The sequence below is a fragment of the Castellaniella sp. genome (genome assembly GCF_049651205.1).
In the GTDB taxonomy this organism is placed as follows: Bacteria; Pseudomonadota; Gammaproteobacteria; order Burkholderiales; family Burkholderiaceae_B; genus Castellaniella.
This window is the reverse complement of record NZ_JBASBR010000007.1, coordinates 238,244-253,578: the sequence shown is the minus strand read 5'-3', so window position 1 is coordinate 253,578 and position 15,335 is coordinate 238,244. Positions and strand designations below refer to the sequence as shown.

The following is a 15,335-nucleotide window of genomic DNA, read 5'->3' as shown; positions in this document are numbered from 1 at the left end:
ATCGGCAAGTGACAAATGCGCCTCGCCTTTGATGAACTGACCTCCGGAAGTTGGACGGTCACAGGTTGGTTGGCCAAGGCCTGAGTTCGGTATTGCCACGGGACTCAGGCCTTTTGGTTTTGTCCTGACGCGTTCGTGATTGTAGTAGTGAATGTATTGATGGATATGGTTGGCGGGACGTATCGGCCTTGGGACTTGTCCTTGGCTGCTTTACGATGTGGGTTGCTCATGTGGCTGCAGTGCCCGGCTGCTTGGGCCGGGCGCCTCATGGTGGTTAAGGTAAGATGTTTTTCACATCTACAAGGAGATGCTTATGAGTTATGACAAGGTTGATTGGTCTGATGCCCCCGAGGCTGCGCAATGGTGGGCGGTAGACGGGGAAGGCTATGCTTATTGGCTGTGCGGGCCTAGAGCCGACGACTTCTCGCTTGACTGGGTGCAGGAGAGTTTCGATGCCCCCACGTTTGACTATACCGGTGACTGGCGGGAATCGCTTACCCTGCGCAGTAGCTAGTTCCATATGACCGTTCGAGTAGCCATTCTCGGAACCCTGGGACACCCGAGCGCCGCAAACGGTAGGCCAAATTGCTGGACACCATCAAGCGATCATTTTGCGCCCCCTAGTGGGGTTTTTATTTATGTGCAGTCAGTGCGGCATTTGTCAAAAGTATTTACATAGTGCTTGCATAGAGCCGGAAAGCAAAAACGCCAACCCCTAGGGATTGGCGTAAGTGCTTGATTCTATTGGTGGCCCCCCCGTGAGTCGAACACGGCACCAACGGATTATGAGTCCGCTGCTCTAACCAAGCATGAGCTAGAGGGCCTTGGAGGCGCGGATTGGACAGCCAATCTGGCCTGCCTGGAAAGCGGCAATTATCGCACAGGATCATCTGCTGGATGAGGGCTGCGCGATAGCGCCGCCGGGTGCGCCGGCATCTTGATCCGGCTTTTCGGCCAAAATGTGTCATCATCAAGGCCATGAGAAGTAGATGGGAGAACTGGGAAATGAGAATCTTGATGTCGTCTGCAACCGTGTCCGCCCGCATTGTCCGGGCAGCGGGGATGGCCGCTTTGGTGGCTTTGCTGGCAGCATGCCAGGCCGTGCCGCAGCATCAGCAGGCAGCCACCTCTGGTTCTGCGGTGTCTACGGCCCCAACAGCCCCTGCCTCCGGCCTGAACGCTCCTACAACCCGCAAAATAGGGCCAGTACAAACGCTTGCGGCAAATTCGCAGGCAACGGATGTCAGGGTGTTTTTAGCCGATACGCATGCGCATCCGGGGTGGACCCCCGTACCGCTCAAGCCCTCCGGGCTGTTGTATGTGCGCACAGATGCCATCGTCGATCGCAGTGATCTCATGGGCGTGCAATCAGCTGCAGATCAGGCCGGTGGTGGCGTGCTGGTTCTGATCCTCAGCAACGATGGCTTGCAGAAGCTTAATGCGCAAACCAAGGCTCACCCAGGCTTGCATCTGGCCCTTGTGGTGGGGCAGGTGATGCTGGCTGCACCGCAATACACATCGCCCATTACCCAGCAGCAGGTGGCATTTGGGGTTGGATCCGTTCATAACGCCGAGTTGGCTGCGCGATCCATTGCCGGGCTTCAGCAGCCCTAAGCGGTTTTCGGTAAAAGTGCAGATGCCTTTTCATCTGCACATATAGGGTTGTGCTGACAATTCCGGGCTGGCGTGTTGTTTCCGCCAGCCTGTTTTGTTGCTTCTACCCCAACTCGGCCGGGATCGGCCCAAATTTTGCTTGCCTGAATGGCGTGTGATCAGTGAAAATCTACGCATTGCGTATATAGGAACTCATCATGGCCGTTTCCCAACAAGTTTTTCTGCGCGATGCCATGCGTCGCCTGAACCTCACCCGGGATGTCTTTGCCGGACGCATTGGCGTCAAGCGCCGTGCACTGGATACCTGGCTTCTACCCGAAGGTTCTCAAGAAGCCCGTAGCATGCCCGAGGTGGTCTCGCGGTTTGTGACGGAAATCGTTGAAAACGAAACCCTGATGCAAAAGTATGCGCAAAGCGCACAAAGTGGCTCTTTGCGCGACCGCATTGCTGTAGACAATAAACATCAGTTGCTGTCTGTGGATCAGTTCAGCCGCGAGTCGGTGGAAGACCTGTTCCGTGTGGCCGATCTGATGCAGCCCATCGCCCGGCGGCACAAAGTGTCTCGTGTCCTTGAGGGCGCTGTACTGGGCAATTTGTTTTTTGAGGCCAGCACCCGCACGCGAGTAAGCTTTGGGGCCGCATTTTGCCGCCTGGGCGGCTCGGTGTGCGATACCACCGGGTTTACGTTTTCGTCGATGGCCAAGGGCGAGTCTATATATGACACCAGCCGGGTGATGAGTGGGTACGTGGATGCCATGGTGATCCGCCACCCAGAGAAGGGCTCGGTTGCAGAATTCGCGGCTGCCACCAATATCCCTGTGGTGAATGGCGGTGATGGCGCCGGCGAGCACCCCAGCCAGGCACTGCTGGATCTCTACACTATCCTGACCGAGTTCTCGCGTTTGGGCAAGCTGTTGGATGGCGCACATATCGTCATGGCGGGCGACCTCAAATACGGCCGCACCGTGCACTCGCTTATTAAGTTGCTGGCTTTGTATCGGGGGCTGAAGTTCACCCTGGTATCGCCGCCGGGGCTGGAGATGCCCGACTATCTGCTTGAGAAAGCCAGCCGCAATGGCCATGTGATCGAGCAGACACATGATCTGGCGTCCGGCCTGAAAGGGGCGGATGTGATCTACGCCACGCGGGTGCAAAAAGAGCGCTTCACGGGTGAGAGCCTGGAGGGGTATTCGGCCGAGTTTCAGGTAAACAAGGCGATTGTCGACGCGTGTTGTGGGCCGGATGTGATTGTCATGCACCCTTTGCCACGGGATAGCCGTGAAGGTGCCAATGATCTCAGTACCGATCTCAATCACGACTCCCGCCTGGCGATTTTCCGTCAGACGGATAATGGCATCCCTTTGCGGATGGCCATTTTTGCAGTCCTGCTGGGTGTCGAGGGGCTGGTGCAGCACTCGCTAAGGGATGTCACTTGGTTGCCGCCCTCTCATATCGGACCCGACGACAGCGTGTTTCACGGCCTGGACTAACGCCACAATCATTTTGTGGCGCTGCAGATGGACGGCCAGGCTTACTGGCCGTCTGTCCGAAAGCCGTCCAGGCTGGTCACCAGATCGTCCAGCAAACGGGCCAACTCTCCCGTCATCAGGGAAAAATCGGCATCAAATTGCTCGGCTTCGTTCGCTGTCTGGGCATCCTGGTGCTCTTTCAGTACGTCCAGGGGCGCCACGCGCTTGATGTCCAGTGTGTCGGTCAGCACAAACGAGACGCGATCATTCCATGTCATGGCCAGGCGCGTGCACTGTTTGCCGGCTTCAATGTGGCGTCGCACTTCGTCGGGGTCTACGGTTTGCCGCACGTAACGAACTGTCGCGCGGGATTCTCCGCTGGATCGCAGCTCGGTGTCCTGATCGATGGTAAAGCCGTCCGGAGCTTCGTTTTCGCTGAGCCAGCGCGTCATGGCAGCCCCAGGCGAGGTCTGCACATGCAAAGGCAAAATGGGAAAAGGTGTCAGGGTTTTGGCCAACAGGCTCAGGACCTCATCGCTGCGGGCCACTGCAGCCGCGTCGATGGCAACCCAATGGTTGATGGTATCGATCCACACATGGGTGTCGTGCGCGATCACAAAAGCGCGCGGGAGCAGCTCCATGGTCATCTGCTCCTTGATGTCCTTCATTTGCTTGCGGCCGGGCTTGTAGCCTTGCTGCTCTTCGATTTGTTGAGCCCGGGCACGGCTGGCCTGGTTGATAACGGTAGTAGGCAGAAGTTTTTTTTCTGTTTGCAGTCGCAGCAAGATCTGGCCGTGCTGACCATAGGCCAGGCCACTGTCATCGCGCGGCGGCATCCAGCCGGATACCTGGCTATCCTGGCTGCTGCCAGGACGAAACGCCAGGGGCTCCAGGGCGGTGTCCAGGTCTGTCAGGGACAGTGAGGCATTGGGGGCAAGACGATACAGCTTCAGATTCTTAAACCACATGGCAGTCAGCAAGAGAGGGCGTTGGAAACAGGGCCCTGATTGTACGCGATGGGTGCGGTTGGCTGCCGCAAGCGTGTGCGGGCATGGATCATGCAATGCCGGCACAAAAAAGTGGCCCGGTCGAGACCGGGCCCTGAGAAGCAAAGTCCTGACACAAAAAGGCTCGCGGGGGGTGCCAGGACAGCGGTGCAACAAGCGGGATCTGGCCTGGGACGCAAGGGGGAACAAGAGAACCAGGGCACAGGCTTGTTGCACAGGCGCAGTTTAATGAAGAGTGCCTGACGAAACTCTGAATCAACGCGCGGGTTTTGGTGTGTATCAATGGGCGTTGAGATCGTTATGGCGTGTTTCGCGAATAAAGAGCATCCCCACGACCAGCGTCATGGCGCACACGATCACCGGGTACCACAGGCCGTCGTACATATCGCCGGTGGTTGCTACCGTAGCAAAAGCCACCGGCGGTAAAAAGCCGCCAAACCAGCCGTTGCCAATGTGATAAGGCACGCTCATCGAGGTATAGCGGATGCGGGTGGGAAACATCTCTACCAGCATCGCTGCAATGGGCCCATACACCATGGTTACCTGCAATACCAAAAAGAACAGCAGCAACAGTACCATGATGTAATTGATTTGCGAGGGGTCTGCGTGCGCTGGATAGCCGTGGCTGCGGATGGCTTCTCGCAGGCTGGCTTGCAGCACGGATTCTCGCAAGGCAAATTCGGCACGTGACAATCCGGTGCCTTCAAATGAATCAATGCGTTGGTCGCCCACCATCGCGTAGGCCACCGAGCCAGGCGGCGCCGGCTGATTGATGTAATGCACCGAATGGCTGGCCATAAAGGCCTTCAGGAGATCGCAGGAGTTGGTAAACGACGCGATTCCCACTGGATTGAATTGCAGCGAGCACGCATTGGGGTCGGAGACCACATACACGGGGGCTTGCTGCTGGGCACGCTCGAGTGCCGGGTTGGCATAGTGCGTTAGCCCCTTGAACACCGGGAAGTAGCTCAGGCAGGCGATCAGGCAGCCGGCCATAATGATGGGTTTGCGGCCGATGCGGTCGGACAATGCTCCAAACACCAGGAAAAACGGGCAGGCCAGCAGTAAGGATAAAGCCACCAGGATATTGGCCAGGTTGGCATCTACTCGCAGGCTTTCAGTTAAAAAATAAAGTGCGTAAAACTGTCCTGTGTACCACACCACCGCTTGCCCGGCGGTCAGGCCGATCAGAGCCAGCAGGATCAGGCGCAGATTGCGCCACTGACCAAAGGCCTCTTTGATTGGGGCGCGCGATACCCGTCCTTCAGATTTCATTCGGGTAAAGGCGGGCGACTCGTGTAGGCGCAGCCGGATCCACACCGAAATGACCAGCAGCAGGACGGAGATCAGGAAAGGCACGCGCCAGCCCCAGGACTCAAAGGCTTCTTGCCCCAGGGTGGCCCGGGTGCCCAGCACCACCACCAACGACAGAAACATCCCGGTGGTGGCAGTGGTCTGAATCCAGCTGGTAAAGAAGCCGCGTCGGTGGTTGGGTGCGTGTTCTGCAACGTAAACGGCTGCGCCGCCGTACTCACCACCCAGGGCCAGCCCCTGCAACAGCCGCAACAACAGCAAGATCATGGGTGCCGCGATGCCAATGGAGGTAGATGCTGGCAGTACGCCCACTAGAAAAGTGGATAGACCCATGATCAGGATCGACACGACAAACGCGTATTTGCGCCCCACCATATCGCCCAGTCGGCCAAAGATCAGTGCCCCAAACGGACGGACGGCAAACCCGGCGGCAAAGGTGAGGAGGGCAAAAATAAAGCCTGCAGTGGGGTTGACCCCCGAGAAAAAATGCTGGGCAATGATGGCGGCCAGAGAGCCGTAGACGTAGAAGTCATACCACTCGAAGACCGTACCCATGGAGGATGCGAGAATCACCCGACGCTCTTCATGCGTCATGGGGCGGCGGTCATCCTCCGTTGGGTCGGGATCCAGGGTTTGGGAAAAGTTCATGTGCGAACCTGGGGAACATAGTCTCGTGGAAACGACACACGCAGCCGGGTGCCTGCGCTGTAGGGGTCCCGATGGTTGCCCGGGGGAAGGAAGTCGATACGTGCCTGGTGGTGATCTGCAACTTCGCGGACGATGGCCAGCCCCAGGCCACTGCCTTCGGCCTCGTGGCCCAAAATACGATAGAAGCGGTCGAAGACGCGGCTTTGTTCTTCTTGTGGGATGCCCGGACCGTTATCCTGCACTTCGAGACACACCCAGTCTTTGTCGGCCTGGGTGCGAACCGTTACCTGGCCGCCTGCCGGGGTGTACAGCAGGGCATTGTCGACCAGGTTGTTGATAAGCTCGCGAATCATCACCGGATTGCCAAAGACGGGCAGGGCCTCGCCGTCGGTTTCAAAGCCCAGATCGAGCCCGCGGCCGATGGCCGTTTCAACCCATTGGCCAGTGGCTTCCTCGGCTAGCGCCCCAAGATCCAGTTGTTCTGTGGTGCGCGACTGATTGGGGTCGAGGGATTCGGCGCGCGCCAGCAGCAGCAACTGGTTAACCAGGCGGGTGGCGCGCTGGGAGCCCGTGATCAGTTGACTGAGACTTGCGCGCATGCGATCAGGCTCGTGCTCGCGCAAGGCGATTTCGCACTGCGTGCGGATACCCGCCAGTGGCGTTTTTAACTGATGTGCCGCGTTGGCCACAAAACGTCGTTGGGATTCGATAGACGCGGAGAGGCGATGCAGCACATTGTTCATGGCAGCAATCAGGGGCACGATTTCTGCCGGGGCGAGGTCGTCGCGGATGGGGGAGAGGTCGCTGGGCTTGCGCCTGCGCATGTGCTCTTGCAACAGGCTGAGGGGCTCGAGGCCTTGGGTGAGGCCAAGCCCTGCCAGCATCGCCGCCAATGGCAGGATGATCAGCTGCGGGGTAAGCATGCCGGTGAGAATTTCTTGCTGCAAGGTGGCGCGTGCTTCGGCTGGCTCGGCCACAACCGCGAGAAACCCCAGGCCGTCCTGGTCGCGCCCGCCCCATAGATAGGCCAGACGCAATGATTGGTGGTTGAGCGTGGCGTTTCGGTAGCGGATCTGGTCGATATCGTAGGCCCAGTTCTCGGGGGTCGGGATGAGGGGGTCTCCGGCCATCAGGTGGCCGTTGGCATCCAGGATCTGCCAGGTGGTGGGGCTGTCTTCACCACTGCCGGCCAGTACGGTTCGGGCGGATTCTGACAGCGTAATTGGCTTGCTCAGGCGTTGTTGCTCAACTTCGTGTCGCAGCAGGCGCAAATGGCTGGCCAGTGTGCGGTCGTAGGGTGAGTTGGCGATATTGAGAGAAATAAAGTAGGTGATGACGATGCCGATGGACCACATCACAAACAAGGGCACAATCATCCACAGCAGGATGCGTCCCAGCAGGGTGGGGTGCCGGCCGGTGCGGCGCCAGCGGCGGCTGTTGGGGGAGGACGCGAACATGGGCGACGTCAGTCGACCGCCGTGGCGTCTGCCGTTTGGTGACGGCTTTCAGGCTCGAGGCAGTATCCCAGGCCTCGCACAGTAAGGATATGGAGATCGGCAGGCTCGATTTTTTTGCGTAGCCGATGAATGTAGACTTCGATGGCGTTGGTGGTGACTTCTTCGCCCCATTCGCATAGCAGGTCTACCAACTGGTGTTTGCTGATCATGCGGCCGCTGCGCGATAAAAAGATTTCCAGTAGGCTGGTTTCGCGGGCGGAGAGCTCGATGGGGACGTTGTTGATGGTGGCGATCCGGCCATTAAGGTCGAATTGCAGGCGCCCGTGACGCAGCACCGAGGCCCGGCCCCCGCCATGGCGGCGGATCAGGGCGCGCACGCGGGCTTCGAGCTCGGTGAGCGCGAAGGGCTTGGACATGTAGTCGTCGGCGCCCAGATCCAGGCCTTCGACCCGTTGTTCGATGGAATCCGCTGCAGTCAGGATCAGTACCGGTAAAGGGGTGCCTCGCTGGCGCAATTTGCGCAGCACCGCCAAGCCGTTGAGTCTTGGGAGCCCGAGATCAAGAATCAGGAGGTCGAAGGTTTGCAGCTGCAGGGCGGAGTCGGCGCTGGAGCCGTCGTGGACCACGTCCACGGCATAGCCGTCGTAGCGCAGCGATCTGGACAGCCCGTCCGCAAGAATGCTGTCGTCCTCGGCAATCAGGATACGCATGGCGGAGATGACATCGATTGGAAGGGTTGGGGTGCCAGGCACCCGGTTGTTTCGGATTGTCGCATGGGCCCCGACCCTGCGTCATTTAGGGTTAACGATGGCCGTTTATACAGCGGATTCTGGACAACAGTGTCATAACTGGTGTTTTATCCAGTATAATTTAATGCAATAATTTCTCTCATGACTGCAGCCAAACCTGTTTTACGTAAAAGGAACCCACCCATGGACGAACGCACCAGCAAGGCCAACCCCGAACGCGCCAAAGCGCTGGCTGCCGCGCTGTCACAGATCGAAAAGCAATTCGGCAAGGGCTCGATCATGCGCTACGGCGATAATCAGATCGAGCACGACATCCAGGTGGTCTCTACCGGTTCCATGGGGCTGGATATCGCATTGGGTGTTGGCGGCCTGCCGCGCGGCCGGGTCGTCGAAATCTACGGCCCCGAGTCCTCAGGTAAAACCACGCTTACCCTGCAGGTCATTGCCGAAATGCAAAAAATTGGCGGTACCTGCGCATTTGTCGATGCCGAGCACGCACTCGACGTGCAATATGCGTCCCGCCTTGGGGTCAACCTCGAAGACCTCCTCATTTCTCAGCCCGACACTGGCGAGCAAGCCCTCGAAATCACCGATGCGCTGGTGCGCTCGGGGTCGGTCGATCTTATCGTCATCGATTCCGTCGCTGCATTGGTGCCCAAGGCCGAAATCGAAGGCGATATGGGCGATTCCCTTCCCGGCCTGCAAGCCCGTCTGATGAGCCAGGCGCTGCGCAAGCTCACAGCCAATATCAAACGTGCCAATTGCATGGTGATCTTCATCAACCAAATCCGCATGAAAATTGGCGTGATGTTTGGCAACCCCGAAACCACCACCGGCGGCAATGCACTCAAGTTCTATTCTTCAGTGCGTCTGGATATTCGCCGCATTGGCTCCATCAAAAAGGGCGACGAAGTCGTGGGCAATGAAACCCGCGTCAAGGTTGTCAAAAACAAGGTGGCGCCGCCGTTCAAGCAGGTCGAGTTCGACATCATGTATGGTACGGGCATCTCCCGAGAAGGCGAGATCATCGACCTCGGTGTGCAGGCGGGCCTAGTCGATAAATCCGGTGCCTGGTACAGCTACAACGGCGAGCGCATCGGTCAGGGCAAGGATAACGTGCGCGAGTACCTTAAAGAGCACCCCGACATGGCCTTCGATATCGAAAACCGTGTTCGAGAGCACATGGGCATTTCGCTTCGGGCCACCCCTGCCGGCGACGTTGCGGCCAAGGCAGATGCCGATTAAGGCATCCCGTCCTGCGCTTAGCCTCAAGGCCCGGGCTATCGGCTATCTATCCAGGCGAGAGCACTCTCGTCTGGAGCTCCAGCGCAAGCTGTCTGCTTATTCCGATGACCCCACCGAAATCCAGGCTGTTCTCGACGAACTCGAACACCAGCATTGGCAATCCGATGCCCGGTATGCGCAGGCCTACGCACACCGTACGGCTGCGCGTCAGGGAGCCCGCCGCATCATGGGTGCCCTGCGTCAGCAGGGCCTCTCAGACACGCAGCTGGCCGATATCCAAGAAAACTTACAAGCCACCGAGCCCCAGCGCGCCCAAGAAGTGTGGCAACGCAAGTTTGGCGCCTTGCCGGCCGATGCCCGAGACTACGCGCGGCAGTACCGTTTCCTGGCCGGCCGGGGGTTTTCGTCTGGTGTCATCTCCAGGCTGCTGTCTGGCCGTGACATGGATGGTGATTTCACCGGGCACTCTGGCAGCAGCCCCGACGACGTCATCCTTGACGAGCCGGGCGATTATTAACCTCTTGCGCGTACGTCTGCTGCGCGAGGGTTTGCTGCAATTGCCCTGGCTCCCGTCCTGACGCCTGCCTTTCTCTGCCAGCGGCCCACCAAAATTACTGGCGTGCCTGCCTTACTGGCGTGCCTGCCGGATGCCCGGCAATGTCTCAAAGCAGGTGCGTCTGGCCTGCTCCACAAACGCTTGCATATAGGGTGTGTCGTTGTCCTCGGTTCGCCGGCCTGCTTGCAGAGTGCGCCAGATGCCCTGGCCCAGACGGCAGATTCTCAAGCCTGGCAGGTTTTTGTATTCATCCAGTGCCCAGCTGGGCAGGGCGGCTACCCCACGACCACTGGCCACGAGCTGCACGATCATAGGGGTCAGCTCTGCTGTACGGATGCCCACCGGGTCGATGCCGGCGGGATCCAGAAAGGTAGTGAAGATATCCAATCGGCTGCGTTCAACCGGGTAGGTAATCAGTACCTGTGTGGCCAGATCTTCCGGCTCTACCGGGCGTGCTTGGCCGATGTCGCTTTGTCTGGGCACTGCCAGCACCAGTTCGTAGGTAAAGAGCGGTGTGTAATCCACTGCATCCAGCGTCTGGGGGTCGGAGGTGATCACAATGTCCAGATCACCTCGGGTCAACGCAGGCAGCGGCGCAAATGAAAACGCGGCAGACAGATCCAGAGAGACCTCCGGCCAGTCTTTGCGAAAGGTGTCCAGCGTGGGCATCAGCCACTGAAAGCACGAATGGCAATCGATGGCCACATGCAGGCGGCCCGCTCGTCCGGCCGCCAGGCGTCGCAGCTCAAGCTCCGTGGCTCGAATCCGCGGCAGCACATCCTGAGCCAGAGCCACCAGCCGCAGGCCGGCCGTGGTAAGCCCTGCCGGACGGGTGCGGCGATTCAACAAAGGTGTCTTTAGTCGCACTTCAAGATCGCGCAACTGATGGGATAAGGCGGATTGGGTGAGATGCAGGCGTTCGGCGGCCTCCTGCAGGCTGCCGCCGTCGCGGATGGCTAGCAAGGTTTCCAGATGTCTAACTTCTATCATGAATTTTTCTCATGTTAAGAGTGCAGGATTTAGTTTTTTATTTCCTTGAACCATAGGCAAAATATCATTGGTTGAAGAATTCTAAATCAAATGAGCGATAAACATGACAGTTATTCATAATCTTGGCTTTCCGCGTATTGGCGCACAGCGCGAACTCAAGCGCGCCCAGGAAGCCTATTGGGCAGGGCGAGCAGACCAGCAGAGCTTGCTGGATACCGGGAGCGCCTTGCGGGCCCGCCATTGGGAAGCCCAGGCGCAAGCAGGCATGCAATGGGTGCCGGTGGGTGATTTCGCCTGGTACGACCACATTCTCGAGTGGACGACCTTGCTGGGCGCAGTGCCAGCCCGTTTTGGTCAGGCCGATGATGCCCCTGTGACGCTCGATACCTTGTTTCGGATGGCTCGTGGCCGGGCGCCATCCGGTACGCCTGCAGCCGCCTGCGAAATGACCAAATGGTTTGATACTAACTATCACTACATCGTGCCCGAGCTACACCCGAACCAGACGTATCGCATTGCCCGGGAATCCCTCTTTGATCAGGTGGCCGAGGCTCAGGCCCTGGGCTATCAGGCGCGGCCCGTTATTCCGGGGCCCCTGACCTGGTTGTGGCTGGGTAAGGGCGATGCTTATACCGAAGGGGTTGCCGACAGCCGTAAGCTTGAGCTGCTGTCTGCGCTGCTGCCGGTCTATGAAGAAGTGTTGCAGCGTCTGGCAAAGCAGGGTGTGGACTGGGTGCAGATCGATGAGCCGATTCTCGTGCTGGATCTGCCGCCCAGCTGGAAGCACGCCTTTGCCGACGTCTATCAACGCCTTGCTCAGAAAGGGCCCAAGCTGCTGCTGGCCACATACTTTGGCAGCATCGAAGGCAATCTCGACGCATTGCGTGCGGCGCCCGTGCAGGGTGTGCATATTGATCTGGTCAGGGCTCCGGGGCAACTGGCCCCGGTTCTGGCTGCTTTGCAGCCGCAACAGATCCTTTCGGTGGGGGTTGTGGATGGCCGCAATGTCTGGCGTGCGGATCTTGACGGTATTCAGGTGCAAATCTCTGATGCGCGGGACCAGTTGGGCGAGCGGCTTTGGTTGGCGCCATCGTGCTCGTTGCTGCACACGCCAATTGATCTGGCCCTGGAAACAGGCCTGGATGCCGAATTGCGCAGCTGGCTGTCCTTTGCAATCCAGAAGCTTGATGAGCTCAAATTGCTCAAGGCTTTGCTTAGTGGCGGTGCAGACGCCTCCGAGCAGGCGACGCTGCAGGTGGCCAGGCAAGCGCTGAAGGATCGTGCCGGATCGCGCCGTATTCACCGTGAAGATGTTGCGCGCCGTCTGGCGACATCAGACACCATCAGCCGCGCACGTGCGCCGTTTGATGAGCGGATTCGTGTGCAACAACAACGCCTGGGCTTGCCCCGGTTTCCAACCACCACCATCGGCTCGTTCCCGCAGACGCCCGATATCCGTGCCCTGCGCCGTGACTGGCGGGCAGGCACGCTGGGAGATGCTGCCTATGAGAAGTCCATCCGCGAAGAAATCGAGAAGGTCATCCGCTTCCAGGAATCGATCGGGCTGGATGTGCTGGTACATGGCGAGCCCGAGCGCAACGACATGGTGGAATACTTTGGCGAGTTGCTAGCCGGGTTTGCGTTTACCGCCTATGGTTGGGTGCAAAGCTATGGCTCGCGTTGTGTGAAACCACCTCTTATTTTTGGGGATATTGCCCGCCTGGCACCCATGACGGTCGCCTGGTCTGCATATGCCCAGTCGCTTACCGACAAACCGGTCAAGGGGATGCTGACGGGCCCGGTAACCATCCTGCAATGGTCTTTTGTGCGCGACGATCAGCCGCGTGAGGAAACCTGCCGGCAGATTGCCCTGGCATTACGTGATGAGGTGCATGATCTGGAACAGGCAGGCATCACCGTGATCCAGATTGATGAGCCGGCGTTTCGGGAGGGCTTGCCCCTGCGGCACGGTGATTGGGCCGCCTATTTGGCGTGGGCGGTGGACAGCTTCCGGCTGGCCACCAGTGGTGTACGGGACGACACTCAGATTCACACGCATATGTGCTATTCCGAGTTCAATGACATCATCAAAGCAATCGCCGCCATGGATGCCGATGTCATCACGATCGAAACGTCACGGTCCAATATGGAGCTTTTGGGCGCTTTCGAGGCATTTGCTTATCCCAACGACATCGGGCCAGGGGTCTACGATATTCACTCGCCCAATGTTCCCAAAGAAGCATGGATGGTGGAGCTGATCCGCAAGGCAGCGCAGCGTTTGCCGGCCGAGCGCCTATGGGTAAATCCGGACTGCGGCCTGAAAACCCGGGGCTGGCCGGAAACCAGGGCGGCCTTGGAATCCATGGTGCACGCCGCCAAGACCTTGCGTCAGGCAGCTTAAGGGGCACGGACATAAGCAAAATGGTATGCACGTTATAATCGAAAGATTAACCAGTTTTTAGTCGATTGCATTTCCATGGCTTTGTCCGACCCGGCGTGTCCCCGTCAACCCGTGCATACGCGTACTATTCGCGTGCAAACCTATGCACGGGAGGACGGGCTGTGGGATCTCGAAGCCCAGCTGATCGACACCAAGGCCTACGATTTCCCCATGCATAGCGGGCGCACCCATAAAACGGGTGTGCCTGTTCACCACATGCATCTGCGTGTCACCATCGATGCGCACTACACCATCACCGACGCAGAAGTTGCTTACGACGCGGCGCCTTACGGCGAATTCTGCAGTGCGATTGCACCCGACTACAAACGGCTGGTGGGCCTTAATCTTCTCAAGCAGTTTCGCCATCAGGTGCGCGAGCGCTTTGGCCGCACGGCCGGCTGCACGCATGTCACCGAGCTCACTAATGTATTACCGACGGTTGCCATCCAGACAATGGCTGGTGAGCGCCGGCAGCAAACAGACGGCCAGCGGCCTTTTCAGCTGGACGGCTGCCATGCATTGCGGGTCGATGGGCCTGTTGTGCAAGCCCATTACGCACCCTGGTATGTTCCTCCGGATGCGCAACATGAAGGCTAGACTTCCGGGCCTGGCCCAGGCCTGTGGTCCGAAACGGGCTACGGGTGGTTTTCTTTTTTCTTCAATGACAGGTAACTCATGAAAATTCACGAATATCAAGGCAAGGAATTGCTGAAGAAGTTTGGCGTGACTGTCCCGCGCGGCATCCCCGCGTTTTCGGTCGACGAAGCAGTGGCAGCCGCCGAGAAACTGGGCGGCCCTGTGTGGGTGGTCAAGGCGCAGATCCATGCTGGTGGTCGTGGAAAAGGTGGCGGCGTCAAGTTGGCACGTTCCATCGAAGAAGTCCGCCAGTTGTCGTCCGAGATTCTGGGCATGCAACTGGTCACACACCAAACCGGCCCAGAAGGCCAGAAGGTGGGACGCCTGCTCATCGAAGAAGGCGCGGACATCAAGAAAGAATATTACGTCGGCATTGTCACCGACCGCGCTTCACAGCGTGTGTGCGTCATGGCGTCCAGCGAGGGCGGCATGGAGATCGAAGTCGTTGCCGAGAAAACACCCGAGAAAATCCTTAAAGTATTTGTCGATCCGGCCACGGGCCTGAACGACGCAGACGCCGCGCAGCTGGCGCGCGGCATTGGTGTGCCCGACGCGTCGGTGGCCAAGGCGGCTGCCGAGTTTCAAAAGCTGTATCAGGCATACTGGGAAACCGATGCCTCTCTGGCTGAGATCAACCCCTTGATCCTCGAAGGCAACGGCAATATCAAGGCACTGGACGCCAAGTTCAACTTCGACGCCAACGCTTTGTTCCGTCATCCTGAAATCGTCGAATACCGCGACCTCGCCGAGGAAGATCCGTCCGAGATCGAAGCCAGCAAGTTCGACCTGGCCTACATCCAGCTGGACGGCAACATCGGTTGCCTGGTCAACGGTGCCGGGCTGGCCATGGCCACAATGGACACCATCAAGCTCTTTGGTGGCGAACCCGCCAACTTCCTCGACGTCGGCGGTGGCGCCACAGCCGAGAAAGTGACTGAAGCCTTCAAGATCATGCTCAAGAACAAAGGCGTCAAGGCCATTCTGGTCAATATCTTTGGTGGCATCATGCGCTGCGATGTGATTGCAGAAGGCGTGATTGCAGCGTGCAAGGCCGTCAACCTCAGCGTGCCGCTGGTGGTGCGCATGCGCGGTACCAACGAAGAACAAGGCAAGCAGATGCTGGCGGCTTCGGGCCTGCCCATCATCAGCGCTGACACCATGGCCGAGGCCGCGACCGCTGCTGTCGCTGCTGCTAAATAAGCATCACAGG

The 15,335-nt window shown here is 58.6% G+C and carries 13 protein-coding genes, 1 tRNA gene and 1 pseudogene; 8 read left to right on the top strand and 7 right to left on the bottom strand.

Annotation, left to right across the window (positions count from 1 at the left end):
• Positions 1-74: 74 nt before the first annotated feature.
• Positions 75-165 (bottom strand): annotated as a pseudogene (locus WA928_RS04835) (IS3 family transposase); the annotation flags it as partial.
• Positions 166-313: 148 nt separating this feature from the next.
• Here WA928_RS04835 and WA928_RS04830 point away from each other — a divergent pair.
• Positions 314-514, top strand: a complete 201-nt coding sequence (locus WA928_RS04830) for a hypothetical protein (RefSeq protein ID WP_350382463.1) — start codon at positions 314-316, stop codon at positions 512-514.
• 231 nt (positions 515-745) lie between these two features.
• On the opposite strand, the gene WA928_RS04825 is transcribed toward WA928_RS04830, so the two are convergent.
• Positions 746-824 (bottom strand) — tRNA-Ile (locus WA928_RS04825).
• 193 nt (positions 825-1,017) lie between these two features.
• Here WA928_RS04825 and WA928_RS04820 point away from each other — a divergent pair.
• Positions 1,018-1,614: a hypothetical protein gene (locus WA928_RS04820; protein ID WP_350382462.1), complete on the top strand. Its 597-nt coding sequence runs from the start codon at positions 1,018-1,020 to the stop codon at positions 1,612-1,614.
• A 197-nt stretch (positions 1,615-1,811) separates the two neighbouring features.
• Complete coding sequence (locus WA928_RS04815) at positions 1,812-3,104, top strand: aspartate carbamoyltransferase (RefSeq protein WP_424300290.1); 1,293 nt, start codon at positions 1,812-1,814, stop codon at positions 3,102-3,104.
• 41 nt (positions 3,105-3,145) lie between these two features.
• Here WA928_RS04815 and WA928_RS04810 read toward each other — a convergent pair whose 3' ends face one another.
• The 4 genes from WA928_RS04810 to WA928_RS04795 all read right to left on the bottom strand — a co-directional run bounded on the left by WA928_RS04810 (position 3,146) and on the right by WA928_RS04795 (position 8,219).
• Positions 3,146-4,051, bottom strand: a complete 906-nt coding sequence (locus tag WA928_RS04810; RefSeq protein ID WP_424300287.1) for a recombination-associated protein RdgC — start codon at positions 4,049-4,051, stop codon at positions 3,146-3,148.
• A 318-nt stretch (positions 4,052-4,369) separates the two neighbouring features.
• Positions 4,370-5,998, bottom strand: coding sequence for an MFS transporter (locus tag WA928_RS04805; protein WP_424301128.1), 1,629 nt, complete (start codon positions 5,996-5,998; stop codon positions 4,370-4,372).
• Between the two features lie 50 nt (positions 5,999-6,048).
• Positions 6,049-7,509 carry a sensor histidine kinase gene (locus WA928_RS04800; protein ID WP_417276886.1) on the bottom strand — a complete coding sequence of 487 codons (1,461 nt, stop codon included), beginning with the start codon at positions 7,507-7,509 and terminating at the stop codon, positions 6,049-6,051.
• An 8-nt stretch (positions 7,510-7,517) separates the two neighbouring features.
• On the bottom strand, positions 7,518-8,219 hold the full coding sequence (locus WA928_RS04795) for a response regulator (RefSeq protein WP_417276885.1): 702 nt from the start codon (positions 8,217-8,219) through the stop codon (positions 7,518-7,520).
• Between the two features lie 222 nt (positions 8,220-8,441).
• On the opposite strand from WA928_RS04795, the gene recA reads away from it, so the two are divergent.
• Together recA and recX are read left to right on the top strand one after the other, a co-directional pair.
• Positions 8,442-9,503 carry a recombinase RecA gene (gene recA, locus WA928_RS04790; protein WP_424300283.1) on the top strand — a complete coding sequence of 354 codons (1,062 nt, stop codon included), beginning with the start codon at positions 8,442-8,444 and terminating at the stop codon, positions 9,501-9,503.
• Positions 9,493-10,020 (top strand): recombination regulator RecX, encoded by a 528-nt coding sequence (gene recX, locus WA928_RS04785; RefSeq protein WP_424300280.1) that lies wholly within the window; start codon positions 9,493-9,495, stop codon positions 10,018-10,020. Before recA ends, recX begins: the two co-directional genes overlap by 11 nt.
• Before the next feature lie 111 nt (positions 10,021-10,131).
• Here the strand turns inward: recX and WA928_RS04780 are convergent, their stop codons facing one another.
• A complete protein-coding gene (locus WA928_RS04780; RefSeq protein ID WP_424300277.1) occupies positions 10,132-11,049 on the bottom strand; it encodes a LysR family transcriptional regulator in 918 nt (305 codons plus the stop codon).
• 103 nt (positions 11,050-11,152) lie between these two features.
• Between WA928_RS04780 and metE the strand changes: the two genes are divergently transcribed.
• The 3 genes from metE to sucC all read left to right on the top strand — a co-directional run bounded on the left by metE (position 11,153) and on the right by sucC (position 15,325).
• Positions 11,153-13,450 carry a 5-methyltetrahydropteroyltriglutamate--homocysteine S-methyltransferase gene (gene metE / locus WA928_RS04775; protein ID WP_424300274.1) on the top strand — a complete coding sequence of 766 codons (2,298 nt, stop codon included), beginning with the start codon at positions 11,153-11,155 and terminating at the stop codon, positions 13,448-13,450.
• A gap of 75 nt (positions 13,451-13,525) precedes the next feature.
• The gene (locus tag WA928_RS04770) at positions 13,526-14,086 is read left to right on the top strand and encodes a DUF2889 domain-containing protein (RefSeq protein ID WP_424300272.1); all 561 of its coding nucleotides are present in this window, start codon (positions 13,526-13,528) and stop codon (positions 14,084-14,086) included.
• A 78-nt stretch (positions 14,087-14,164) separates the two neighbouring features.
• A complete protein-coding gene (gene sucC, locus WA928_RS04765; RefSeq protein ID WP_350382446.1) occupies positions 14,165-15,325 on the top strand; it encodes an ADP-forming succinate--CoA ligase subunit beta in 1,161 nt (386 codons plus the stop codon).
• Positions 15,326-15,335 lie beyond the last annotated feature (10 nt).